Below are 24,237 nucleotides of genomic sequence, written 5' to 3'. Positions count from 1 at the left end.
CAGAGGGCCGGAGGGGGTTTGCCCGGCCGATTGAGCAAGACCCCCTCCGTCGCTTCGCGACGCCTCCCCCGGAGGGGAGGATCTGCCTTCCCTCGCCGTCGAAAACCGCTAATGCTCCTCCCCAACAATTGGGGGAAACCAACGGATGACGGCCCAGGATCAGGCTGAGGATCGCGCGTCCATGCGCACGGTGGTGGCGGCGTCGTCCGCGGGCACCGCCTTCGAATGGTACGACTTCTTCATCTTCGGCAGCCTGGCCCAGGTGATCTCCAAGACCTTCTTCACGGGCCTGTCGGAGACGGCCGGCTACGTGGCCGCCCTGGCCCTGTTCGGGGTGGGCTTCGCGTTCCGGCCGCTAGGCGCGCTGGTGTTCGGCAAGATCGGCGACCAGGCCGGCCGCAAGGGCGCGTTCCTGGCCACCGTGCTGCTGATGGGCGGGGCCACCTTCGCCATCGCCCTGCTGCCCACCTACCAGCAGGCGGGGATCATCTCGCCGATCCTGCTGATCGTCCTGCGCTGCGTGCAGGGCTTCGCCCTGGGCGGCGAGTACGGCGGGGCGGCGATCTACGTCGCCGAGCATTCGCCGCCGCACCAGCGCGGCCGCTCGACCGCCTGGGTGCAGAGTTCGGCGTCCCTGGGCCTGTTCGCGGCGTTGCTGGTCATCCTGGCGACCCGCTGGTTGCTGGGCGGCGTCGCCGGGCCGGCCGCCTTCGACGCCTGGGGCTGGCGCATCCCGTTCGCCGTCTCGATCGGCCTGCTGGCGGTGTCGGTCTGGATGCGCCTGAAGCTCAGCGAAAGCCCGACCTTCGCGCGGATGAAGGAGGAGGGCGCGGCGTCCAAGGCGCCCTATGCCGAGGCCTTCGGTCAGTGGAAGAACCTGAAACTGGTCCTGCTGGCCTTCTTCGCGGTCATGTCGGCCCAGGGCGCGGTCTGGTACACGACCTTCTTCTACATCCAGACCTTCATGGAGAAGTTCCTCAAGATCGCGCCGGGCACGATCAACGGGCTGATGATGGCCGCCGCCGCGGTCAGCGCGGTGCTCTACGTGGTGTTCGGCGCCCTGTCGGACAGGATCGGGCGCAAGCCGGTGATGCTGGGCGGCATGGTCCTGGCGCTGGCGTTCTACTTCCCCGGCTTCCATCTGCTGGAGCGCGCCGCCAACCCGGCCCTGGCCGAGGCCTCGGCCCGCGCGCCTGTCAGCGTCACCGCCGACCCCAAGGACTGCGCCCTGCAGTTCGACCCGATCGGCAAGGCCGCCTTCGTCTCGTCCTGCGACATCGCCAAGAGCGCCTTGGCCAACGCCGGGGTGTCCTACGCCAACCACGCTGGGCCCGCCGGCTCGGCGGCGGTGGTCCAGGTCGGCGAGACCCGGATCGTGTCGAAAAGCGCCAAGGGCCTGCCCGCCAAGGAGGCCAAGGCGGTGAAGACCGCCGGCGAGGCCGCCATCAAGGCCGCCCTGGCCCAGGCCGGCTATCCGGCCAAGGCCGACCCGGCCCGACTGAACTGGTGGGGCGTGTTCGGCGTGCTGATGGTCTTCGTCGTCGGCGCCACCGCCCTCTACGGGCCGCTGGCCGCGGCTCTGGTCGAGCTCTTCCCGACCCGGGTGCGCTACACCGCCCTGTCGCTGCCCTACCACATCGGCACGGGCTGGATCGGCGGCTTCGTGCCGTTCAGCGCCTTCGCCATCGTGGCGGCGGTGGGCAATATCTACGCCGGGCTCTGGTACCCGGTATTCTTCACCCTGATCAGCGTGCTGACGACGCTGTTCCTGCTGCCCGAGACCAAGGACCGGGCTCTGGACTAGTCTCGCATGTTGTCATCCCGGAGAGCCTCTACGAGGCTTCCGGGATGACAACGGTTGGGTCTCTTTAGATCACTTCAACGCTGACCGACGCCGCCCCCAGGGCCTGGACCAGGGCCGGATCGACGGGGGCCACGATCAGCCGGACGATCTGCTTGCCCTCCTGGGCCAGGGTCACCAGCGTCTCCGCGCCGGCCTGGGCCGGATCCAGCCGGTGGACGTCGCGGCGGGCCATGTTGACGATGTCGGGATCGGCGGCCTCGTCGGCGATCAGCACGTCGGCGGCGCCCAGGGCCCGCAAGGCGCGCAGGGTCAAGAGGTCCGAGGGGCCCTTGCCGGCGATGAACCGCACCTTGCCCTCGCGGCCGACGCCCTTGGCCAGGGCCTGGCGGAACAGCTGGCCGGCCTTCTCCATGTCGCCGGCCATGGCCGCCTGGGCGGCCTCGCCGGCCACGGCGTCGCGGAGGAAGGCGCGGCGCTCGTGCATGGCGGGCAGGGCGCCGCGCACCTCGTCCTGGAACTTGCGCAGCAGGGCGGCCACCCGGCCCGAGCCCTCCGGCACCTGGGCCTCGATGTCGTTGCGCAGCTTGGTGGCCAGGGTCGGCGAGGCGCCGCCCGTGCCGACGGCGGCCACCACCTCGCCGCGGTCGATCACCGCCGGGGTGTTGAAATCGCTCATCGTCGGCCTGTCGACCACGTTGACCAGCACCCGGGCCGCGCGGGCCGCGCTGGCCGCGCTCTGCAGGAAGACCTCGTCGTCGCCCGCCACGAAGGCCAGCACCGCCCCGGCGTAGGTCCCCGGCAGGAAGGCCGCGTGGCCGTCGACCCGCACCAGCGTGGCCGGCGAGCCGTCGAACAGCCGCGCCTTGTTGTCGGCGGCCTCGCCGCTACCGGCGATCACGACCTTGCGGCCGGCCAGGGGGAAGTAGGCGGGGAAGGAATCCAAGGGGCGGGTCCTGACGGGAAACAAGCGAACGGCGGTCAGGCTAGCCTGCCTGAACCAAGATTTCACTGGCGGGTTTGGGTCTTAGCAGTGTTAGATTCCGCCGAGCCGGGCCGTCGGACCCCGTTTTTCGCTTGGGAGGCGAAAGCATGACCTCGACGTTGGATATCAACGGCAAGTCGGTCGCCGTGAAGGCCGCCCCCGAGACGCCCCTGCTGTGGGTGCTGCGCGACGAGCTGGGCCTGACGGGCACCAAGTTCGGCTGCGGCATGGCCCAGTGCGGGGCCTGCACGGTCCACGTCAACGGCGACCCGGTGCGGTCGTGCGTGACGCCGATCGCGGCCCTGGCGGGCGCCAAGATCGCCACCATCGAGAGCCTGGGCGGGACCCACCCGGTGCAGCAGGCCTGGGTCAAGCACGACGTGCCCCAGTGCGGCTACTGCCAGTCGGGCCAGATCATGTCGGCCGCCGCCCTGCTGGCCAGCACCAAGTCGCCCAGCGACGCGGACATCGACAACGCCATGAGCGGCAACATCTGCCGCTGCGGCACCTACCAGCGCATCCGCGCCGCCATCAAGGACGCCGCCGGCCTGGCCGCCGCGCCCGTGGTCGCCGCGCCGGCCGCCGCCAAGCCGACAGCCTCCAACGACGTCGACGACGAGATCGCCGCCGCCTCGGGCTCGACCGGCCGCGGAGTGGGCCAATGAACGGGCCGTTCCGGAAACTCGACCGCCAGGACGGCGTCAGCCGCCGCGACCTGGTGGTCGGCGCCACCCTGGCCGGCGGGGCCCTGCTGGTCGGCTGCTCGCCCGCCGACCTGATGAGCGCGGGCTCGAAGGTGGATGTGGGGGCCTTCGGGCCGTTCATCCGGTTCGATCCGGACGGCGCGGTGACCGTGCTCTCCAAGCACATCGAGTTCGGTCAGGGCAATCACGCGGGCCTGGGGGCCATCGTCGCCGAGGAGCTGGACGCCGACTGGAGCCGGGTGAAGGTGCTGCACGCGCCCGCGAACGCCAAGCTCTACGCCAACGGCGGCATGGGCATCCAGCTGACCGGCGGCTCGTCGGCGATCTCCAACTCCTGGGAGCAGCTGCGCAAGGCCGGGGCCGGCGCGCGGGCGATGTTCGTGCAGGCGGCGGCGACGCGCTGGAACGTTCCGGCCGATCAGATCACCGTCAAGGACGGCGTCGTCAGCGGCGGCGGCAAGAGCGCGGGCTTCGGCGAACTGATCGCCGACGCCGCCAAGGTGGCGCCGCCCGAGAACCCGACCCTGAAGGACCCCAAGACCTTCACCCTGATCGGCACCGACCGTGTGCGGCGCAAGGACAGCCTGATCAAGAGCAACGGCTCGGCCCGCTACACCCAGGACGTCCAGCTGCCGGACATGCTGGTGGCCATGGTCGCCCACGCGCCCCGCTTCGGCGGTACGGTGAAGAGTTTCGACGCCGACGAGGCCAAGAAGGTGGCCGGGGTGGTCGATGTCTACGAGATCCCGACCGGGGTGGCGGTGGTCGCCAACAACACCTACGCCGCCCGCATGGGCCGCGAGGCGCTGAAGGTCGAGTGGGACGAGGGCAAGGTCGAGACCCGCGGCTCGGCGACGATCGCCCAGCAGTGGCGCGACATCGCCGCCGGCAAGGGCCCGGCCGACCTGAAATGGGAAGCGTTCGACTCCAAGGGCGATGCGTCCGTCGCCTCGGGCGGCAAGGGGAGCGAGGTCTTCGAGACCACCTACGACTTCCCCTACCTGGCCCACGCGACCATGGAGCCGATGAACTGCGTGGCGATCGTCGACGGCAACAAGGTCAAGCTGATCCATGGCTCCCAGGCCCAGACCCTGGACCAGATGAACGCGGCCAAGATCGTCAAGACCCTGCCGGGCTCGGTCGAGATCGAGACCCTGTACGCCGGCGGCTCGTTCGGCCGGCGCGCCAACTTCCCGTCCGACTACGTGGCCGAATGCGTGACCATCGCCCAGAAGGTCGGCAAGGGCCGCCCGGTGAAGCTGGTCTGGACGCGCGAGGACGACATGCGGGCCGGCTTCTTCCGGCCGCTGGTCCACCACGCCGTGCGGGTCAGGGTGGACAAGGACGGCTATCCGGCCAGCTGGCGCCACCGGATCGTCACCCAGTCGATTATGAAGGACTCGCCGATGAAGGCGAAGGGGCCGGACCAGACGGCGATCGAGGGGACGGCGGGCTCGCCCTATCTGAAGGCCACGCCGATCGTCGACGCCCAGCTGGCCACGCCGGAGGGCGGGGTGCCGGTCCTGTGGTGGCGGTCGGTGGGGGCCACCCACACCGCCTTCGTCATGGAGCACACGATCGACCAGCTGGCGCTGAAGGCCGGCAAGGACCCCGTCGAGTACCGGCGCGTCCTCTACGCCAAGGCCGGCGAGCATGGCGCGCGGCACCTGGCGGCGCTGAACCTGGCGGTCGAGAAGGCCGGGCCGACGCCGACCCCCGGCTTCACGCGCGGCGTGGCGGTGCACGAGAGCTTCGGCTCGGTGGTCGCCCAGGTGGCCGAGGTCAAGCTGGTGGACGGCGAACCGCGCGTCGGCCGCGTGGTCACCGCCATCGACTGCGGCCTGGCGGTCGCGCCCGACCAGGTGGCGGCCCAGGTGGAAGGCGGCACCTGCTACGGCCTGTCGGCGGCGCTCTACGGCGAGGTCACCCTGACGGACGGCCGTGTCGACCAGAGCAATTTCGACACCTATCGGGTGCTGCGGATGAACGAGGCGCCGGTGGTCGAGACCCACGTCGTGCCGTCGGGCAATCCGCCCAGCGGGGTGGGCGAGCCGGGCACGCCGGTCATCGCCCCCGCGGTGGCCAACGCCCTGCTGGCGCTGTCCAAGACCCCGACCGGCCGCCTGCCCTTCGTCCGCGCCCAGGCCTGAGCGTCGCGCGACCGGCGGTGGAGGCCGCTCGGCTTAGCGAAATTCGATGCGGTTTTGATGGGACGCGCCCCGTTGAAGCGCGTTCAGTCAAGTCTTGCTGGACGTAAGGCGAGCCGCGAACCATTTTAGCGGCATGGTGGACTCCGGCGACAACCTGGGCTTCGAGCGTCTGACTCCTCGCGAGCGGGAGATCCTGCGGCTTATCGCCCAGCATCGACAGTCCAAGGAAATCGCCCGCCTGCTGCGGCTCTCGCCCAAGACCGTCGAGATGCACGTGCTCAGCGCACGGCGCCGGCTGGCCGGACTGAACCGCCGCGACGCCGCCCTGGCCTTCGTGGCCTGGGAAACCGACCCCGGTAATGACTACCGTAAGCAATCGGCCGAGCTAGCCACGGCCCAGTCAGAGGTCTTTTCTCGCTTCAACAGCGAGAGCAGCCATGACGAAATCTTCGACCAACACTCCCAACCCGGCCTCGGCCTTCTTCATCGCGAGCTGGCAGTCCCTGGAGGAAGGCCTGACCCTGATGGCGGGTACGCCGGAACGCGGCCGGCTGGTGGCGGAAACGGTTTCGGCGCTGCGCAAGGCGCAGGCGGCGGGCGATCCCCCGGGCAAGCTGCTCCTGAGGGTCCTGGCCGCGACGGCCTTCCTGGCGGACGACACGCCGCTCCGTATGGAAGGAGCTGGCGCGATGACCTGACCCCCTTGCAGTGGCTGGGTCTGATCCTCGCGGTCGCCACCCTGGGCGGTATCCTGCTCGGGACGGTCACGATGGGGGCCCACGAATTCCTCTACGCCCTTCAGCGGTTCCGCGAGGGCTGGAGCCCGCCTCCGGCGCACTGACGCCGACCTTTCCAACAACATTTCATCGACTTGAACGTGCGGGGGGGACCCGTGCGACCGGGAGAGTCATGCCATGAAACGAACCGAAGCCGCCCGTGCCGGCGCTGAAAAGCTGATGCGCGCCGAGGCCGCGATCGACGCCGCCCTGCGCGAAACCGCCGAGCTGATGGGCCTGCTGCCCATGCTGCGGCTCGAGACCAAGCTGTCGGCCGTTCTGGGTCAGGAAGCCGTCGCCAACCTGGGCGAAACCCTGGCGCACATCGTTTCCGCCCGCCGGACGATCATCGAGACCCACAGCGCCCTGGCCACCGTGCGCAGCCAGATCGGTTGCGGCGCCATGGCCGGCGGCGACCTGCCCAAGGGTCCGGAAGAACCGCGCACGAGCGGCCTGCACGCCGTTCCCGGCGGTCTGGCCGCCTGATCCGATTTCACCTCGTCCGTGCACGGCGCGAGCCGCGCCCGACCCATGAAAGATGACGTGCAATGAGCACCGCCCAGACCGTTCAGCAGCCGCAGGACTCGACGGCCGACGAGCTGAAGGAATTCCGCCAGCACCTGCGCACCCTCGGGCCCGTCCAGCGCCGGATCCTGTCCGTGCTGATGCCCCAACTGGTCGCCCTCGACGAAGCCGGCGACACCGACGGCGCGCTGAGCATCATCGAGGAGGTCAAGACCATCCTGTGGGAAGGCCGTCGTACGCGGCACTGACCATAGGTTGCTGTTCTCCGAACCACGCTTGCGGCATGGTGGCGCTCGAACTTGGTTTCGAGCGCCACGGCCGTGCAGATCCACGCTGTCATTTCCCTGATCCTGGCCATCCTGGTCTGCGGACTGGCGATGTGGCGCGGCGATCGTAGCGCCCGTTGGATCGGCGCGGCTTTCCTCGCCGACTGGCTGGGCTCCCTGCTGGTCTATCGCCCCCACGTCCAGAGCGCCGACTACGGCGTGCTGATGATCGACATCGTGACGCTGGCGGCGTTCGTCTGGATCTCGATGCGGACCCGGCGCCTCTGGACGATCGTCGCCTCGGCCTTCATGGCGATCATCGTGGCCTCGCACGTGGCGGTGATGATCGACCTGCGGGTGACCATCAACACGCTGAAGGCCAGCATGGCGATCTGGAGCTACGGGGTCCTGGCGTGCATCGCGTTCGGGACCTGGGCCGGCTGGCGCCGGCAAGGCCACGCCCCCTCCTGAGCGGTCACCGGTCGCGGGCCAGGTCCTCGGGACGGTCGACATCGAACAGCACGCCGTCGTCCGGGCCGTCGACCAGCGCCAGGCGCCCGCCCAGCGCGGCCAGCACCTCTCGCGCGCCGACATCGCCCTCCAGGCGCCGCAGGGCGGGATAGCAGGCCCTTCCGAACAGCACGGGATGTCCGCGCCGCCCCGCGAAGCAGGGCGCCACGGCGTCGACGCCCGGGCGCAGCGCCCGCGCCAGGTCACGCGCCAGGCCGGGCGGAACACGCGGCATGTCGCCCAGGAACACGAAGACGCCGTCCGAGTCCGGGGGCAGGGCGGCGACGGCCGTTCGCAACGAGACGCCCATGCCTTCGGCGGCGTCGACCGCCACGACGATGTCGAGATCGTCCGGCCGGCCCAGCCGTGCGGCATGGCCGGCCGCCGCCTCGGCCAGGTCCGCGTCGCCGTCGGTGACCAGCAGCACCCGCCGGGCGGGGGCCGCGAAGGCCGCGTCCAGAGCGCCGGCGATCAGCGGCCGGCCCTCGAACGGGGCCAGCAGCTTGCGCCCTCCCGAAGACCCGGCGCCCTGCCTGGCGAAGCGGCGCCCGGCCCCCGCCGCCAGGACCACGGCGTCGCATCGCGCGCTTTTCCTTTCCGCCATCACGTCCCACGCCTATCTTACGGACCGACATGACGCCCTACGACGCCAGCCCCGCGCAAGCGGTCATCCGCTCGCCGCGCCTTATCGACGGTTTCGGCCGCGCGGTGACCTATCTGCGCGTCTCGGTCACCGACCGCTGCGACCTGCGCTGCACCTATTGCATGGCCGAGCACATGACCTTCCTGCCGAAGGCGGAGGTCCTGTCGCTGGAGGAGCTGGACCGCCTGGCCTCGGCCTTCGTGGGCCTGGGCGTGCGCAAGCTGCGGCTGACCGGCGGCGAGCCGCTGGTGCGCAAGGGGATCATGACCCTGGTCGAGCGGCTGTCGCGGCATCTGCGCTCGGGCGACCTGGACGAGCTGACCCTGACCACCAACGGCACCCAGCTGGCGGCCCACGCCGCCGACCTGGCCCGTCTGGGCGTGCGACGGATCAACGTCTCGCTCGACACCCTCGAGCCCGACCTCTTCCGCAAGCTCACGCGGGGCGGCGACCTGGCCAAGGTGCTGGCCGGGATCGACGCGGCCCTGGCCGCCGGCCTGCGGGTCAAGATCAACGCCGTGGCCCTGCGGCACGACAACGCCCAGGAGCTGCCGGCCCTGATCCAATGGGCCCACGGCCTGGGCGCCGACATGACCCTGATCGAGACCATGCCGCTGGGCGAGGTCGAGGTGGACCGCACCGACCAGTACCTGTCGCTGAGGGACGTGCGCCGCGACCTGGCCTCGTTCTGGACCCTGACGGACCTGGCCTACGCCACCGGCGGGCCGGCCCGCTACGTCCGGGTCGAGGAGACCGGCGGGCGCCTGGGCTTCATCACCCCGCTCAGCCACAATTTCTGCGAGGCCTGCAACCGGGTCCGCCTGACCTGCACCGGCACCCTGCACACGTGCCTGGGCCGCGACGACGCCAGCGACCTGCGGGCGGTGCTGCGCGGCGGGGCCGACGAGGCCGGCCTGGAGCGGGCGATCTTCGCGGCGATCGGGGCCAAGCCCCAGGGCCACGACTTCCACATTGACGCCGCGCGCCCGGCCGTGGCGCGCCACATGTCGACGACGGGGGGCTGACCGTGGCCCGGGTGCTGCTGTTCGGACGCCTGGCCGACCAGGCCGGCTGGCGCGAGCGCTCCGTCGAGGCTGGGTCGCTGGCGTCGCTGCGCCAGGCCCTGGCCGCCGCCGACCCGGACCTGGCCGAGGCCCTCGGCGGTCCCGGCGTGCAGGTGGCGATCGACAAGACCATCGTCCGGGGCGAGGCGACCCTGGCCGCCGCGACCGAGGTGGCCTTCCTGCCGCCGATGAGCGGCGGATGACCGCCTTCCCCTCCATCAGCCTGACCGCCCATTCGTTCGAGCCTGGGGTCTTGTTGACGAGCTTCTGCGCCGGCCGCGCCGAGACCGGGGCGGTGGCCAGCTTCGTCGGCCTGGCGCGGGCCGAGCACGGACGGGCGACGGTCCTGGAGCTGGAGGCCTATCCCGGCTTCACCGACGCGGCGATCGCCCGGTTCGCCGAGGAGGCCAAGGCCCGGTTCGGCCTGCACGACTACCGCATCGTCCACCGCATCGGCCGCATCGCGCCGGGCGAGGCCATCGTCTTCGTGGCCACGGCGGCGGGTCATCGCCGCGCGGCCTTCGAAGCCTGCGACTTTCTGATGGACTGGCTCAAGAGCCGCGCGCCGTTCTGGAAGAAGGAGCACGGCCCGGACGGCGACCGCTGGATCGAGCCGACGGCTCAGGATAGGACCGACGCCGAGCGTTGGGACTAGCAAGCGTTTTCGAGCGAAGTGGACGCCGGTTCGCGTGAAGAAAACGCGCAAGACCAAAGCGGGATTTGGGAGAACGGAATGTCGGCAGGTCTCACCCCGGGCGGCGGTATCAAGCCGGAGCTTCCGTTCAAGCCGGTGCGGGTGGCGATCCTGACCGTGTCGGACACCCGCGACGAGTCCAACGACACCTCCGGCCAGCTGCTGATCGATCGGGTGAAGGACGCGGGCCATGACTTCGCCGGGCGGGCGGTGGTCCGCGACGACATCGACAAGATCCGCCGGACGGTGCGCGACTGGATCGCCAGCGGCCAGGTCGATGCGATCGTCACCACCGGCGGCACCGGCCTGACCGGCCGCGACGTCACGGTCGAGGCCCTGGAGCCGCTGTTCGACAAGAAGATCGACGGCTTCTCGGTGGTGTTCCACCTGGTCAGCTACGCCTCGGTGGGCCTGTCCACCCTGCAGAGCCGCGCCACGGCCGGCCTGATCGACGGCGTGTTCGTCTTCTGCCTGCCGGGCAGCAACGGGGCGGTGAAGGACGGCTGGGACAAGGTCATCTCGGCCCAGCTCGACAGCCGCCACAAGCCCTGCAACATGGTCGAACTGATGCCCCGACTCCTGGAACAATAGAGCTGCTGGAACAGTGACCCGCCTGACCCACATCGACGACCAGGGCCGCGCCCGCATGGTCGACGTCTCGGACAAGGCCGAGACCGTCCGCGAGGCGATCGCCGTCGGCTTCGTGCGGATGCGCCCCTCGACCCTGGAGCTGGCCATTTCCGGAACCGGCCAGAAGGGCGACGTGCGCGCCGTGGCCGAGATCGCCGGGGTGATGGCGGCCAAGCAAACATCAAACCTCATCCCGCTTTGCCATCCCCTGGCCCTCAGCAAGGTCGAGGTCTCGGTCGAGCCGGCCGAGGGCGGGCTGGCGGTGATGGCTAGGGTCAAGCTGAAGGGCCAGACCGGCGTGGAGATGGAGGCCCTGACAGCCGTCTCGGTGGCCTGCCTGACGATCTACGACATGCTCAAAGCGGCCGAGAAAGGCATGGTCATCGAAGCCGTGCGCCTGGTCGAGAAGACCGGCGGCAAGTCGGGCGACTGGCGGGCCGACTAGGGTTCGAGACAGGCCCGCGCCATCGCCACCAGCCGGTCGGCGCCGTCCGCGCCCGTGACGTCGATGCGCTCGAAATCCTCGCCTTCGAGACGGACGTCGGCGAACAACCCCTTGGGGTCCTCGTGGAAATGCAGGAAGGCCCGGGACTTGCGGTAGAAGGTCCCGCGCTGCTTCTCGACCAGGCCGGGCAGGGCGCGGATCCGGGCAATCAGCGGCTCCAGCCGATCCAGCGCCTGGGGACCCGCGTGCTTCATCAGGACCGCCGCGCCAGGGCCGGTTGCCCATGCCGCGTGGCCATGATCTCGCCGATCACCGCCACGGCCACCTCGAACGGGGCCTTGCCGCCCAGGTCCAGGCCGATCGGGGCGCGCAGCTTGGCCAGGTCGCGCTCGGCCACGCCCGCCGCGCGCAGGCGATCCAGCCGCTCGCCCAGCCGCCGCCGCGCGCCCAGCAGGCCGACATAGGGCGCGGCCGAGGGCAGGGCGGCCAGCAGGGCCTGGTGGTCCACCACCTCGTCGTGGCCGCAGATCGCCACGGCCGTCCAGGCGTCCAGGCCGACGGCCGCCACGGCGCTGGCGACGTCGTCCCGCCGATAGGCCACGCCCGGCAGGGGCGGCGGCGCGAGCGGACCCTTGGGCCGCACCAGGGTGGTCTGGAAGCCCGACTGCGCGCCCAGGCCCGCGACGGCCAGGGCGGTGGGGTCGCCGCCGAACACCACCAGCCGGGGCGGCGGATCGAACCGGCGGGAGAAGGCCTCGGGCCAGACCGCGACCTCGTCGGCCGCGGGCGCGCAAACCCGCCGCTCGCCGTCGGTGATCCAGACGGCCGGAAGCCGGGCCTGCGCCAGGACCAGCAGGTCGCGGGCCGCCGGGTCGTCCGGGGTGATTCGCTCGACCAGGATCTCGATCCGCGCCCCGCACAGCAGGCGGATGTCGGGCCAGGGGCTGCCCTCGCCATAGACCAGGCGCCGAGGACGGCCGTCGGCGATGCAGGCCCGGGCGTGCGCCTCGACGTCGGCCTCGATGCAGCCGCCCGACAGGAAGCCGGCTCGGCTGTCGACGCCGAACACCATCTGCGTGCCGACCGGCCGCGGCCCGCCGTCGCCGAGATCGATGATGGTCGCCAGGGCCGCCGGACCCCGCGCCAGGGCGTCCGCCAGGGCCGGCCGCATGTCGTCCGCCAGGCCGTGCAGCGGCCAGTCAGACGGCGCGGCGGAGGGCGCGGAAGACACGTCGGCGGCGGCGTGATCGGGCAGGTCCATTGCCAAGCATGTTAACGCCTCGGCAAGTTTCCAGAAACGCCTTCTTCAAACCTTGGGGCGTACGCTGACCGACATTGGTGTTCAGTCCGCACGGATTTCCATGTCGCTTTCCGTTTCCAAGCTCGGTCTCGCCGCCGCCCAGTTCGGACTGGACGGCATGAGCGCGTCGCCGCGCGCCCGATCGCCGGAAACCGAAGCTCGCGACATCCTCAGCATCGCCGCCCGCGCCCGCCTGTCGGTGCTGGACGTGTCGGGCAACTACGGCCGCGCCGAGCAGGTGCTGGGCGACCTGATCCCGCGTCCCGTGCCGTTCCGCGTCACCCTGTCGGCCGCCCGCGCCGATCGCGGTCCCGATTTCGTCGAGGCCGAGGTCCGCGCCTCGCTGCGCCGTCTGGCCCTCGAGCGCGCCGACGCCGTCATCGTCTCCTCGCCGTCGGAACTGTTCGGCCCGCACGGCGCGGCCGTCTGGGACCGCTTGGCCCGCCTGCGCGACCAGGGCCTGTTCGCCAAGATCGGCGTCGCCGCCCACGCCAGCGACGATCCGGTGGGCGTCGCCCGCCGCTTCAAGCCCGACATCCTGCAGGCGCCCGCCTCGCTGCTGGACCAGCGCCTGCTGGCCGACGGCTCGCTGCAGCGCATCGCCGGCATGGGCGTCGAGGTGCAGCTGCGCTCGATCTTCCTGAACGGCCTGCTGTTCCTGCCGCCCGACCGCGTCCCCGCCCAGCTGAAGGGGGCCTCGGGCCGCCTGTCGAAGGTGCGCCGGATGATCGCCGAGGGCCGTTCCGATCCGCTGCAGGCGGCGCTGGGCTTCGCCCTGTCGCGCGTCGAAGCCAGCGCCGTCCTCGTGGGCGTCACCTCGGCCGCCGAACTGTCGGCCGTGGTCGCCGCCGCCTCCAGCCCGCCGCCCGACCTCGACTGGGACGACATGGCCATCGACGATCCGGTGGCCCTGGACCCGCGACGTTGGGTCGCCTGACGACCGGGCGAATCGAAGCTCAGCCTCAAGGAATGAGCTGAGACATAAAGAGGGAGCCGAACGCCATGATCCTCGCCGTCGTCCAGGCCCGCATGGGCTCCAAGCGCCTGCCCGGCAAGGCCGTCGCCACCCTCCAGGGTCAACCGATGATCCTGCGCCAGCTCGAGCGGCTTCGCGCCGCCCGCCGCCTGAACAAGATCATCGTCGCCACCAGCAGCGACGCCGCCGACGACGGCCTGGCCGGCCTGGTGGTGTCGCGCGGCTACGCCGTGCATCGCGGCTCGGGCAGCGACATCCTGGACCGCATCGCCCGCTGCGCCGAGGCCGCCGGCCCGGTCAGCCACATCGTCCGCATCAAGGGCGACGCGCCGTTCGTCGATCCGGCGGTGGTGGACGAGGCCGTCCGCCTGGCCCAGGTCAGCGGCGCGGCCTACACGTCCAACCGCGTGGAGCGCACCTATCCGGCCGGCCTCGAGGTCGAGGTTGTCACCGTCGAGGCCCTGCGGATCGCCGCCGCCGAGGCCCGCGATCCCCTGGCCATGATCTCGCCGACCGCCGCCATCCGCGAACGGCCGGACCGCTTCCGCCAGGCGCACCTGAAGACCCACCGCGACTGGTCGCACTATGACTGGCGGGTGAAGACCCCGGCCGACCTGGCCTTCGCGCGCTCGATCTACGACGCGCTCTATGCGGCCGACCCGGGCTTCTCGATGCACGACGTGCTGGACCTGGTGGAGAGCCACCAGGACCTGGGCCGGTTCGCGGCCTAAAGAAAAACCCTCTCCCAGGGGGAGAGGGTTTTTGCCTACTTCCAAGCCCCGTACGGATCGACCGACGTCTTGCCCAGCGCCTCGGCCACGGCCGGGTGGGTCAGCTGGCCGTTCAGCACGTTCAGCCCCCGGGCCAGGTGGACGTTGGTCTTCAGCGCGTCCAGGCCGTGGTCGGCCAGGGCCAGGCCGAAGGGCAGGGTAGCGTTGCCCAGGGCTTCCGACGAGGTGCGCGGGGCGGCGCCGGGCATGTTGGCCACGCAGTAGTGGACGACGCCGTCGACCGTGTAGGTCGGCTCGGCGTGGGTGGTCGGATGGCTGGTCTCGAAGCAGCCGCCCTGGTCGATCGACACGTCGACCAGCACCGAACCCGGCTTCATCTTGGCCAGGTGCTCGCGCTTGACCAGCTTGGGCGCGGCGGCCCCGGCGGTCAGCACCGCGCCGATGATCACGTCGGCCTTGAGGATCTCCTCCTCCACGGCGGCGATGGTCGAATAGCGGGTCAGGATGCGGCCCTGGTAGAGGTCGTCCAGTTCGCGCATGCGCGGGATCGAGCGCTCCAGCACCACCACCTCGGCGCCCAGGCCGGCGGCCATGCGCGCGGCGTTGGAGCCGACCACGCCGCCGCCCAGCACCGCCACGCGGGCCGGGGGCACGCCGGGGACGCCGCAGAGCAGCAGGCCCATGCCGCCGTTGTGCTTGAGCAGGGTCTCGGCCGCCGAGAACACGGCGATGCGGCCGGCGACTTCCGACATCGGGGCCAGCAGCGGCAGGCCGCCCTTGGCGTCGGTCACGGTCTCGTAGGCGACGGCCGCGCAGCCCGAGGCCAGCAGGCCCTCGGTCTGGGCTGGATCGGGCGCCAGGTGGAGGTAGGTGAAGAGGATATGGCGGGGCGTCAGGCGCTCCCACTCGACCTTCTGGGGTTCCTTGACCTTGATGATCAGTTCGGCGCCCGCGAACACCGCGTCGGCGTTGGGCGCGATGGTCGCGCCGGCCTTGACGTAGAGGTCGTCGCCGTAGCCGGCCCCGAGGCCCGCGCCGGTCTGGACCAGCACCGAGTGGCCGTGACCCACATACTCGCGCACGGCGGTGGGGGTGAGGCCGACCCGGTGTTCGCCCGGTTTGATCTCGGAAGGCACTCCAACGCGCATGTTTGTCTCCTCCAAAAGACGTTTGTCGCTGGTTTACGCCTGAGCCAACGCAGGTTCCGGGGGGATTTCATGCGACGAGAACCGTGATATGCAGGAATCCATCGCCAAGGAGCCTTTGCGTTGAAGAAACCTGCGGCAAACCTCGACGCCTTCGATCGCAAGCTGCTGAACCTGCTCCAGCGGAAGGGCCGGGCCAGCTATGTGGAAATGGCCGAGGCGGTGAATCTTTCCGAGTCCGCCTGCCTGCGCCGGGTGAAGGCGCTGGAGGAGGCGGGCGTGATCGGCCGCTACGCCGCGGTGATCGACGAGCGGGCCGTGGGCCTGCCGCTCAGCGTCTTCGTCACGGTCACCCTGTCGTCCCAGGCCGAGGCGACGCTCAGCGCCTTCGAGAAGGCGATCTCGCACGTGCGCGAGGTGGCCGAGTGCTACCTGATGACCGGCGGTTCGGACTATCTGCTGCGGCTGGTGGTGTCCGACGTCGACGACCTGGAGCGGGTGCACGCCCGGGAGCTGACGCGCATCCCCGGCGTCGTGCGGGTCAGCTCGTCGATCGCCATGCGCACCGTGGTCAAACGTGTCGAATTGCCGCTCTGAGGCCGACCCAGCGTTGCGTCGTGGTTAACCCTTTCCTGCCAGGAATGGGATCGACCTAACCGCTTTGCTCGTCGGGGGATGAGATGGTTTCGAGACGTCTGCTGTTGGGCGCCCTGGGCGTCGGCCTGGCCGCGCCCGCCCTGGCCTGGGCCGAGGGCGACAATCCCGTGGCCACGCCCTCGGTGCTGAGCCGCAAGGGCCGCCGCACGCGCCGCGCCCTGAAGACCCAAGCCACGGACAAGGCCGAGCTCGACAAGGCCCTGGCCCAGGTCAAGCCGCTGGAGGACCCCAACGCCGTCGAACCGGCCGAGGTCCATCCGCCCGCCGTCAGCCCCGACGAGGCCCTGGGCCGTCTCAAGCAGGGCAACGCCATCTTCTCGCGCGGCGGCGCCAGCATCGCCCTGCCGACCACCGCCCGGATCGCCGAGCTGGCCCAGGGCCAGCGGCCGTTCGCGGTGATCGTCGGCTGCAGCGACAGCCGCACCGGCCCCGAGCTGATCTTCGACTGCAATCTGGGCGAACTGTTCGTGGTCCGCGTGGCCGGCTCGACGGTCAGCCAGGAAGGCCTGGGCTCGATCGTCTACGCCGTCGAGCACCTGGGCGCGCCGCTGGTGGTGGTGCTGGGCCACACCAAGTGCGGCGCCGTGGGCGCGGCGGTGGACGTGGTGACCAAGCATGCCGATCTGCACGGCGCCCTGCTGAACATGGTGCTGCCGATCCTGCCCGCGGTGACCGAGGCCCAGGACAAGCATCCGGCCGACCTGCAGGACGCCGCCATCCGCCAGAACGTCCGCGACGTCGCCGCCCGCCTGAAGGTGGCCGACGGGACCCTGGCCGAGAAGCTGTCCGAGGGCCGCCTGAAGATCGTCTCGGCCACCTACGACCTGGCCACCGGCGTGGTGGCGTTCGACGCATAACTTGTTCGGCCGATCCCGTTGACCCCTTGCCCGGCTTAGGTTCAAGTCTCCCGACACGCTAAAGTTGGGGAGATCTGGGATGTCGACGGACGAGACTCCGCCCGAAGGCGGTCGCGGCGCCCCCTCTTCCTGGTCCGATCGTTGGGAAGCCCTCAAGAACAGGATCCCGCCCCAGCTGAAATCCCCGCTGGTCGCCGTGGGCGCGGCGGCCCTGGTCGTCGGTTTCGGCGGCGGCTTCGCCGTGGGCAAGGTCGCTGACCTCGGCTGGTTCGGCCACAAGTCGGCGGTCACCGCCGAGGCGCCCAAGGGCCAGGCTTGGTCGCTGTTTGGCAAGCCGCGCGACAGGAACGCCCCGCGTCGCGGGATCCCCAAGCCCGAGGGCTTCGCCGTCTGGCAGAGCCGCATCGACAGCTCCGGCGCCGAGCCCATGGCCTGCGTGCGGATGAGCAAGCCGTTGGACCCGTCCAAGGCCTATGCCGACTTCGTGCTGATCTCGCCCGACCTGAGCCGCCAGCCGGCCGTGCGGGTCAAGGACGACGAGCTGTGCATCGGCGGTGTCGGCTTCACCGACCATCGCGTCACCCTGCTCAAGGGCCTGCCCGGCAAGGGCGGCGAGACCCTGGCCGCCAACGCCGACGTAGATTTCACGTTTGGTGAAAAGCCTCCGTATGTCGGCTTCGCGGGCGACGGCGTGATCCTGCCGCGCGAGGAATCCGACGGCGTGGCCCTGGAGACGATGAACGTCTCCAAGCTGGCCATCGAGGTCTGGCGCGTGTCGGACCGCAACCTGGTGCGCAAGTCGATCAGCGCCCCCGACCCGACCGGCGAGGGCGACTGGAACAGCGACTACGGCGACGACAGCCCCAACGACGAGGGCCGCCAGGTCTGGAAGGGCGTGATCAATGTGGACGGCGCGGCCGGCCAGAAGGCCACGACCGTCTTCCCGCTGGGCGCGGTACTCAAGGAGATGAAGCCCGGCGGCTATGTGATCAAGGCGCGCGACGCCTCGGGCGGCCGCGATCCGGACGGCGAGGGCGACCCGTCGCCGGCCCAGGCCCGCCGCTGGATCATGTTCACCGACATGGCCCTGATCGGCTACGACGGCGCCGAATCCCTGGACGTGGTGGTCCGCTCGCTGAAGACCGCCAAGACGGTGTCGGGCGTGCGCGTGGCGCTGGTGGCCAAGGACGGCGAGGACCTGGCCGTGGCCAAGACCGACGCCGACGGCCGCGCCCGCTTCGCCCACGCCCTGCTCGAAGGCGATGGCGCGGCGCGGGCCAAGATGGTCATGGCCTATGGCGACCAGGGCGACCTGGCGGTGCTGGACCTGGACCGCTCGCCGGTCGACCTGTCCAAGCAGGGCGTCGGCGGCCGCACCGAGTCCGACGGCGGCCGGGCGCTCTCCACCGACATCGACGGCTATCTCTACGCCGACCGCGGCATCTATCGCCCGGGCGAGACCGTGCACCTGACGGCCATGGTCCGCGATCGCCTCGCCAAGGCGGTCAACGACCGCAAAGGCTATATTCTCGTGAAGCGCCCTTCGGGCGTGGAGTTCAAGCGCTATCCGTTCAGCCGCGCCGACGCCGGCGCGGTGCTGGCCGACATCGCCCTGCCGAGAAGCGCGCCGCGCGGCCGGTGGTCGGCGGTGCTGAAGATGGAGGGCAGCGACGCCGAGGCCGGTTCGCTGAGCTTCAGCGTCGAGGACTTCGCGCCGCAGCGCCTGGCGGTCACCGCCACGGGCCAGGACTCCGTGCCGGTCGCGGCCGGCCAGGAGCGCAAGATCGACGTCTCGGCCCGCTTCCTCTACGGCGCGCCGGGCGCGGGCCTGCAGACGCAAGGCGAGGCGCGGCTGCGGCTCGATAGCGACCCCTTCCCGCAATACAAGGACTTCGAGTGGGGCGACGACCTGACGCCCTTCGACGAGAAGTTCATCGAGCTGGGCACCACCGTCACCGACGGCGACGGCCACGCGATCCTCAACCTCGGCACCACCGAAGCCGGCGACACCGCCCAGCCGCTGGTGGCGGCGGTGACCGCCTCCGTGTTCGAGCCCGGCGGCCGTCCGGTCCGCGAAGGGCTGGAGCTGAAGGTGCGCGGCAAGCCCGTCTACTACGGCGTCAAGGTCGAGCAGGGCGACGCCGGGCGCGGCGATCCGCCGGTCAGCCTGGAGATGATCGCGGTCAACGCCGCCGGAGCCCGCATCGCCTCGACGGCGACCTACACCCTGATCAGCGAGAACTGGAACTACGACTGGTTCCAGCAGGACGGCCGCTGGCAGTGGCGGCGCACCAGCCGCGACGCGGTGGTGGCCAAGGCCACGGTCAATATCGGGGCCGGGGCGCCCGCGCGCTTCAACCGCCGCCTGGGCTGGGGCGATTACCGCCTGGTGGTCGAGGGGCCGGACGGCGCCAAGACGGTGACCAAGTTCTCGTCGGGCTGGGGTTCGCCGGCCAAGGAGGGCGAGGCGCCCGACTTCGTCCGCGTCAGCGCCGGGACCAAGGCCTACGCCCAGGGCGACACGGTGGAGATCACCCTGAAGTCGCCCTACGCCGGCCAGGCCCAGGTCGCCGTCGCTACGGATCGCCTGATCGATTTCAAGACCCTCAGCGTCGGCGAGAACGGCACGACCGTGCGGCTGAAGACCTCGGCCGCCTGGGGCGGCGGGGCCTATGTGATGGTCACGGTGATCCAGCCGCGCGACCCGGTCAGCTCGCCCAAGCCCAAGCGGGCCCTGGGCCTGATCTATGTCCCGCTGGACCCCAAGGGCCGCAAGCTGACGGTCGACATCGGCACGCCGGTGAAGCTGGACTCCAAGGCCCCGGTCGACGTGCCGATCAAGGTCAACGGCCTGGGCTTCGGCCAGAAGGCCAAGGTGACGATCGCGGCGGTGGACGAGGGCATCCTGCGCCTGACCCGCCAGGACAGCCCCGACCCGGCCAAGTGGTACTTCGGCAAGCGGGCCCTGACCCTGAACTATCGCGACGACTACGGCCGCCTGCTGGACCCGAACATGGGCGCCCCGGCCAACGTCAATTTCGGCGCCGACGAGCTGGGCGGCGAGGGGCTGACGGTGACGCCGATCAAGACCGTGGCCCTGTGGTCGGGCGTGGTCGAGACCGGCCTGGACGGCAAGGCGGTGGTCAAGCTGCCGGCGGCCGACTTCAACGGCGAGCTGCGGATCATGGCCGTGGCCTGGACCGACAGCGCCGTCGGCTCGGGCTCGAAAGCCATGACCGTGCGCCAGCCGGTGGTGGCCGACCTGAACCTGCCGCGCTTCCTGGCCCCCGGCGACAAGCCGATGGCGACGCTGGAGCTGCATAACGTGGAGGGCAAGGCCGGGGCCTATACGGTCGAGGCCAACGCCACCAACGGCATCGCCGTGGCCTTCCGGAAGGTGATCACCCTGGTCCTGGGCCAGCGGATCGCCGAGAAGATCCCGTTCCTGGCGCCCAACGTCACCGGCATCGGCAAGGTCGGTTTCAAGGTGGCCGGACCCGGCTTCCAGACGGCCAAGGACTATCCGATCCAGACCCGCCTGGGCTGGGGCGACGTGGTGCGCACCACCACCGAGCTGCAGCAGCCGGGCATGAGCTACACGCCCGACGCCCAGCTGCTGTCGGGCCTGGCGGCCGGCGACATCACCCTGCAGGTCAGCTACTCGCCGTTCCGGGGCTTCGACCCGTCGGCGATCGCGGTGGCCCTGCAGCGCTACCCGTACGGCTGCACCGAGCAGATGGTCTCGACCGCCTATCCGCTGCTGTACGCCCAGAGCCTGTCCAGCGACCCCAAGCTCAAGCGGAACCCGGCGATCCTGTCGGCGGCGGTGGGCAAGCTGCTGGACCGCCAGACCCTGGACGGGGCCTTCGGCCTGTGGCGGGTGGGCGACGGCGAGGCCGACGCCTGGCTGGGCGCCTACGCCACCGACTTCCTGGTCGAGGCCAAGGCCCAGGGGATCGCCGTGCCGGACGAGGCGATGGACAAGGCGCTGAACGCCATGCGCCAGATCAGCCGTCCCGACGGCTGGAGCTCGGTCTCCTACCGGCTGGAATATCCCGAATGGTGGGGCCGCACGCCCGACGACTCCAAGAAGGCCACCGAGCGCATGCGCCGGCGCGCCTCGGCCTACGCCCTCTATGTGATGGCCAAGGCCGGCCGCGGCGACCTGGCGCGGCTGCGCTGGTGGCACGACGTGCAGATGAAGGACGAGGACCAGCCCCTAGCCAAGGCCCAGGTGGCGGCCGGCCTGGCCCTGATGGGCGACCAGGCCCGGGCCCGCTCGGCCATGCGCCAGGCGGTCAAGTCGCTGGGCTGGCGCGACGACAGCGACTGGTACCAGAGCCCCCTGCGCGACGTGGCCGCGGTGACCGCCCTGGCGGTCCAGGCCGGCCAGGGCGACATCGCCCGCCAGCTGCAGGGCCGCCTGGAGAACGTGGTCCGGGACCCCGACGCCCTGAACACCCAGGAGCAGGCGGCGGTGCTGTCGGCGGCCTACCAGCTGCTGAAGGCGGCCGGTCCGATCGCCATCGACGCCCAAGGCGCCACCGCGCTGCCTCCGGCCGGCGGCGCGCCGCGCTGGGCGGTGGGCAAGCTGTCCGACGCGCACTTCACCAACAAGGGCAAGGGCGCGCTGTGGCGGACGGTCAGCGTGCGCGGCACGCCGGTCGCCGCCCCCGGTGCGGCGGCCAACGGCCTGTCGGTGTCCAAGCGGCTGTTCTCGATGAGCGGCGGCGCGATCGATCCCAGCCAGATCCACCAGGGCGACCGGGTGATCGTGCTGGTCACCGGCCGGTCGATGCAGGCCCGCTCGACCGCCCTGGTGGTCGACGACGCCCTGCCGGCCGGCTTCGAGATCGAGACCACCCTGGGCGCCGACGACGCCCAGAACGGGCCGTTCAAGTTCCTGGGCGAACTGACCAACCCCGACGTCCAGGAAAGCCGCGACGACCGCTACATCGCCGCGCTGGATCTGGGCGGCGAGAAGCCGTTCGCCATGGCCTATGTGGCGCGGGCCGTGACGCCGGGCGAGTTCTTCCTGCCCGGGGCCGTGGCCAAGGACATGTACCGGCCCAGCCTGAACGCGCGGTCGGAGGCCGGGCGGATCATCGTGGCGCCGGGAGGATAAGGGATTGATACTTGCCCCCACCTGACGGCTTCGCCGTCTGTCCGCCCCCGTAGGGGGCGGAGGCCGAAAGCATCGCGCGCTTCTCCCCCCTATGGGGGAAGACGACCGCGAAGCGGTCCGTAGGGGGCAAGTGTTCGCCGCGATGTATTTCCGATGATCACCATCCCCCGCCTCACCCGCGTCCTGGTCGCCTTCATGGCGCTCCAGGTCGTGCTGTTCGCCCTGGGCGCGGCCTTCCCGCCGGACATGGCCCGCGCCCGGCGCTCGTCGCCCGTGGTGCTGGACCATCGCGGCGCCTGGCTGCGGGCCCTGCCGGTCGAGGACGGGCGCTGGCGGGTGCGGGCGGATCTCCAGCGCACCGACCCGACCTTTCAAAAGCGCCTGATCGCCGTCGAGGACGCCCGGTTCCGCCGGCACCTGGGCGTCGATCCCCTGGCCCTGGTCCGGGCGATCGGCTCGGCGGTGGTCCACGGCCACGCCACCTCGGGGGCCTCGACCCTGACCATGCAGACCGCGCGTCTGCTCGAGCCCCGGCCGCGCAACCTCCCCTCCAAGCTGATCGAGATGGTCCGCGCCGCCCAGCTGGAGGCCCGGCTGACCAAGGACGAGACCCTGGCCCTCTACCTGACCCTGGCGCCCTACGGCGGGAATCTGGAGGGGGTGCGGGCGGCCAGCCTGGCCTATTTCGGCCATGAGCCGACCAGCCTGACCGACGGCGAGCAGGCCCTGCTGATCGCCCTGCCGCAGTCGCCCGAGGCGCGCCGCCCCGACCGTCATCCCGAGGCCGCTCGGGCGGCTCGCCGCGCGGTGCTGGACAAGATGGTTCGCGCCCACGTCCTGACCGAAGCCGCCGCCGCCGAGGCCGACGCCGAGCCCCTGCCCAGGCGCGCGCCGTTCCCGGCCCTGGCCTGGCACGCGGCGGGCGAGCTGGCCCTGGCGGCGCCCCCCGGCCAGCCCAGCGTGGTCTCGACGATCGACGCCGATCTGCAGACCCGGCTGGAGCCGATGGCCGCCGCCGTGGCCGCCGCCCAGGGTCCTGACGTCACCGCCGCCATCCTGGTGGTCCAGATCAAGGGCCGCGCCGTGCGGGCCCTGGTCGGCTCGGCGGGGCGCGACCGGCCCGGCGGCTGGATCGACCTGACCCGCGCCGTGCGCTCGCCGGGTTCGGCCCTGAAGCCCTTCATCTACGCCTTCGCCTTCGACGACGGGGCCCTGGCGCCGGACACCCAGATCGACGACGCCGCCACCCGCTTCGCCGACTACCAGCCCGAGAACTTCGACCACGTCTTCCACGACAAGGTCACCGCCCGCGAGGCCCTGGCCTATTCGCTGAACGTGCCGGCCGTGGCCACCCTGGAGAAGATCGGCCCCGACGCCTTCGCCGCCCGGCTGGAGAGCGGGGGCGTGAAGCTGGTGCGGCCCAAGACGGCGATCAAGGCCTCGGGCCTGGCCCTGGCCCTGGGCGGGGCGGGGATCACGCCGCGCGACATGGCCGTGCTCTACGCCGCCCTCGGCGACGGCGGAGCGGCCAAGCCCCTGGCCTTCACCGAGGCCGAGGCCAAGGCGCACGAGCGCATGGGCGGGACCCGCATCGTCCGGCCCGAGGCCGCCGCCCAGGTGCTGGACATCCTGCGCGAGGCCCCGGCCCCGCGCGGCCGGGCGCCCTCGGCCCTGACCCGGGGCGGACCGGCGATGGCCTTCAAGACCGGCACCTCGTATGGCTTCCGCGACGCCGTGGCGGCGGGGGTGGTCGGCGGCTACGCCATCATCGTCTGGACGGGTCGGGCCGACGGCGGGGCGCGCGGCGGCCTGACCGGCCGCGACGCGGCCCTGCCCCTGCTGTTCGACGTCGCCGACGTCATCGACGCCCCGACGATCGCGCCCCGGCCCATCGCCCCCAAGGCCGCGCCGGGCGCCCTGCAGCGCCTGCGGCAGGCGTCCGAAGGCCCCCGCCTGATCTTCCCGCCCGACGGGGCGACCGTGCAGGTCGACAGCGTTGGCGCCGGCTCGCGCGGCCTGGTCATGGCGGCGGGCGGCGAGGACCTGACCTGGTACGTGGCCGGCGCGCCCCTGTCGGCCGACCCGGTCAGCGGCAAGGTGATCTGGCGACCGGCCGCGCCGGGCTTCTACCGGCTGAAGGTGGTGGACGGGCAGGGCCGCGCGGCCTCGGCGCGGGTGCGGATCAAGGCGCCGACCGGCTGAAAGTTGCCATTTGGCAGCCTATTTGCTATATTCTGCCAAAGAGGTAATCCC

General features: G+C 71.2%; 24 protein-coding genes. 19 read left to right on the top strand and 5 right to left on the bottom strand.

Going from position 1 to position 24,237, the window contains the following annotated elements:
• Positions 1-145: 145 nt before the first annotated feature.
• Complete coding sequence (locus WAE60_RS21725) at positions 146-1,804, top strand: MFS transporter (RefSeq protein WP_337688713.1); 1,659 nt, start codon at positions 146-148, stop codon at positions 1,802-1,804.
• A gap of 64 nt (positions 1,805-1,868) precedes the next feature.
• On the opposite strand, the gene WAE60_RS21720 is transcribed toward WAE60_RS21725, so the two are convergent.
• Entirely contained in the window at positions 1,869-2,747 is an 879-nt protein-coding gene (locus WAE60_RS21720; protein ID WP_337688711.1) for an NAD(P)-dependent oxidoreductase, read from the bottom strand.
• Positions 2,748-2,893: 146 nt separating this feature from the next.
• Between WAE60_RS21720 and WAE60_RS21715 the strand changes: the two genes are divergently transcribed.
• The 7 genes from WAE60_RS21715 to WAE60_RS21685 all read left to right on the top strand — a co-directional run bounded on the left by WAE60_RS21715 (position 2,894) and on the right by WAE60_RS21685 (position 7,678).
• A complete protein-coding gene (locus WAE60_RS21715) occupies positions 2,894-3,451 on the top strand; it encodes a (2Fe-2S)-binding protein (RefSeq protein WP_337688709.1) in 558 nt (185 codons plus the stop codon).
• A complete protein-coding gene (locus tag WAE60_RS21710) occupies positions 3,448-5,640 on the top strand; it encodes a xanthine dehydrogenase family protein molybdopterin-binding subunit (protein WP_337688707.1) in 2,193 nt (730 codons plus the stop codon). Before WAE60_RS21715 ends, WAE60_RS21710 begins: the two co-directional genes overlap by 4 nt.
• Positions 5,641-6,077: 437 nt before the next feature.
• Positions 6,078-6,338: a hypothetical protein gene (locus WAE60_RS21705; protein WP_029910343.1), complete on the top strand. Its 261-nt coding sequence runs from the start codon at positions 6,078-6,080 to the stop codon at positions 6,336-6,338.
• Between the two features lie 5 nt (positions 6,339-6,343).
• Entirely contained in the window at positions 6,344-6,481 is a 138-nt protein-coding gene (locus WAE60_RS21700; RefSeq protein WP_197026697.1) for a hypothetical protein, read from the top strand.
• A 73-nt stretch (positions 6,482-6,554) separates the two neighbouring features.
• Complete coding sequence (locus WAE60_RS21695) at positions 6,555-6,902, top strand: hypothetical protein (RefSeq protein ID WP_029910346.1); 348 nt, start codon at positions 6,555-6,557, stop codon at positions 6,900-6,902.
• A 62-nt stretch (positions 6,903-6,964) separates the two neighbouring features.
• Positions 6,965-7,189, top strand: a complete 225-nt coding sequence (locus WAE60_RS21690) for a hypothetical protein (protein WP_029910348.1) — start codon at positions 6,965-6,967, stop codon at positions 7,187-7,189.
• Between the two features lie 72 nt (positions 7,190-7,261).
• Positions 7,262-7,678, top strand: coding sequence for a hypothetical protein (locus WAE60_RS21685; protein WP_337688703.1), 417 nt, complete (start codon positions 7,262-7,264; stop codon positions 7,676-7,678).
• A gap of 4 nt (positions 7,679-7,682) precedes the next feature.
• On the opposite strand, the gene WAE60_RS21680 is transcribed toward WAE60_RS21685, so the two are convergent.
• A complete protein-coding gene (locus WAE60_RS21680; protein ID WP_337688700.1) occupies positions 7,683-8,321 on the bottom strand; it encodes a nucleotidyltransferase family protein in 639 nt (212 codons plus the stop codon).
• A gap of 29 nt (positions 8,322-8,350) precedes the next feature.
• On the opposite strand from WAE60_RS21680, the gene moaA reads away from it, so the two are divergent.
• The 5 genes from moaA (at position 8,351) to moaC (ending at position 11,193) form a co-directional block, all read left to right on the top strand.
• On the top strand, positions 8,351-9,385 hold the full coding sequence (gene moaA / locus WAE60_RS21675; protein ID WP_337688698.1) for a GTP 3',8-cyclase MoaA: 1,035 nt from the start codon (positions 8,351-8,353) through the stop codon (positions 9,383-9,385).
• 2 nt (positions 9,386-9,387) lie between these two features.
• Positions 9,388-9,627: a MoaD/ThiS family protein gene (locus tag WAE60_RS21670; RefSeq protein WP_337688696.1), complete on the top strand. Its 240-nt coding sequence runs from the start codon at positions 9,388-9,390 to the stop codon at positions 9,625-9,627.
• Complete coding sequence (locus WAE60_RS21665; RefSeq protein ID WP_337688693.1) at positions 9,624-10,079, top strand: molybdenum cofactor biosynthesis protein MoaE; 456 nt, start codon at positions 9,624-9,626, stop codon at positions 10,077-10,079. The genes WAE60_RS21670 and WAE60_RS21665 overlap by 4 nt, the downstream gene beginning before the upstream one ends.
• Positions 10,080-10,157: 78 nt before the next feature.
• On the top strand, positions 10,158-10,709 hold the full coding sequence (gene moaB / locus WAE60_RS21660; protein ID WP_337688691.1) for a molybdenum cofactor biosynthesis protein B: 552 nt from the start codon (positions 10,158-10,160) through the stop codon (positions 10,707-10,709).
• Between the two features lie 13 nt (positions 10,710-10,722).
• The gene (gene moaC, locus WAE60_RS21655; RefSeq protein WP_029910370.1) at positions 10,723-11,193 is read left to right on the top strand and encodes a cyclic pyranopterin monophosphate synthase MoaC; all 471 of its coding nucleotides are present in this window, start codon (positions 10,723-10,725) and stop codon (positions 11,191-11,193) included.
• On the opposite strand, the gene WAE60_RS21650 is transcribed toward moaC, so the two are convergent.
• On the bottom strand, positions 11,190-11,447 hold the full coding sequence (locus WAE60_RS21650) for a hypothetical protein (protein WP_337688687.1): 258 nt from the start codon (positions 11,445-11,447) through the stop codon (positions 11,190-11,192). The genes moaC and WAE60_RS21650 overlap by 4 nt on opposite strands.
• Entirely contained in the window at positions 11,447-12,454 is a 1,008-nt protein-coding gene (locus tag WAE60_RS21645; RefSeq protein WP_337688686.1) for an XdhC family protein, read from the bottom strand. The genes WAE60_RS21650 and WAE60_RS21645 overlap by 1 nt, the downstream gene beginning before the upstream one ends.
• A 100-nt stretch (positions 12,455-12,554) precedes the next feature.
• Between WAE60_RS21645 and WAE60_RS21640 the strand changes: the two genes are divergently transcribed.
• Complete coding sequence (locus tag WAE60_RS21640) at positions 12,555-13,430, top strand: bifunctional regulator KidO (protein WP_029910379.1); 876 nt, start codon at positions 12,555-12,557, stop codon at positions 13,428-13,430.
• Between the two features lie 65 nt (positions 13,431-13,495).
• A complete protein-coding gene (locus tag WAE60_RS21635) occupies positions 13,496-14,200 on the top strand; it encodes a glycosyltransferase family protein (protein ID WP_029910383.1) in 705 nt (234 codons plus the stop codon).
• 35 nt (positions 14,201-14,235) lie between these two features.
• Here WAE60_RS21635 and ald read toward each other — a convergent pair whose 3' ends face one another.
• The gene (gene ald / locus WAE60_RS21630) at positions 14,236-15,348 is read right to left on the bottom strand and encodes an alanine dehydrogenase (protein ID WP_337688682.1); all 1,113 of its coding nucleotides are present in this window, start codon (positions 15,346-15,348) and stop codon (positions 14,236-14,238) included.
• Between the two features lie 120 nt (positions 15,349-15,468).
• On the opposite strand from ald, the gene WAE60_RS21625 reads away from it, so the two are divergent.
• The 4 genes from WAE60_RS21625 (at position 15,469) to pbpC (ending at position 24,186) form a co-directional block, all read left to right on the top strand.
• Positions 15,469-15,942 carry an Lrp/AsnC family transcriptional regulator gene (locus tag WAE60_RS21625; RefSeq protein ID WP_029910389.1) on the top strand — a complete coding sequence of 158 codons (474 nt, stop codon included), beginning with the start codon at positions 15,469-15,471 and terminating at the stop codon, positions 15,940-15,942.
• Between the two features lie 83 nt (positions 15,943-16,025).
• Complete coding sequence (locus WAE60_RS21620) at positions 16,026-16,859, top strand: carbonic anhydrase (protein ID WP_029910392.1); 834 nt, start codon at positions 16,026-16,028, stop codon at positions 16,857-16,859.
• A 79-nt stretch (positions 16,860-16,938) separates the two neighbouring features.
• On the top strand, positions 16,939-21,984 hold the full coding sequence (locus WAE60_RS21615) for an alpha-2-macroglobulin (RefSeq protein ID WP_337688679.1): 5,046 nt from the start codon (positions 16,939-16,941) through the stop codon (positions 21,982-21,984).
• A gap of 153 nt (positions 21,985-22,137) precedes the next feature.
• Entirely contained in the window at positions 22,138-24,186 is a 2,049-nt protein-coding gene (gene pbpC, locus WAE60_RS21610; RefSeq protein WP_337688676.1) for a penicillin-binding protein 1C, read from the top strand.
• Positions 24,187-24,237 lie beyond the last annotated feature (51 nt).

Source organism: Caulobacter sp. CCG-8 (assembly GCF_037402475.1).
In the GTDB taxonomy this organism is placed as follows: Bacteria; Pseudomonadota; Alphaproteobacteria; order Caulobacterales; family Caulobacteraceae; genus Caulobacter.
This window is presented reverse-complemented; position numbering and strand designations above follow the sequence as displayed.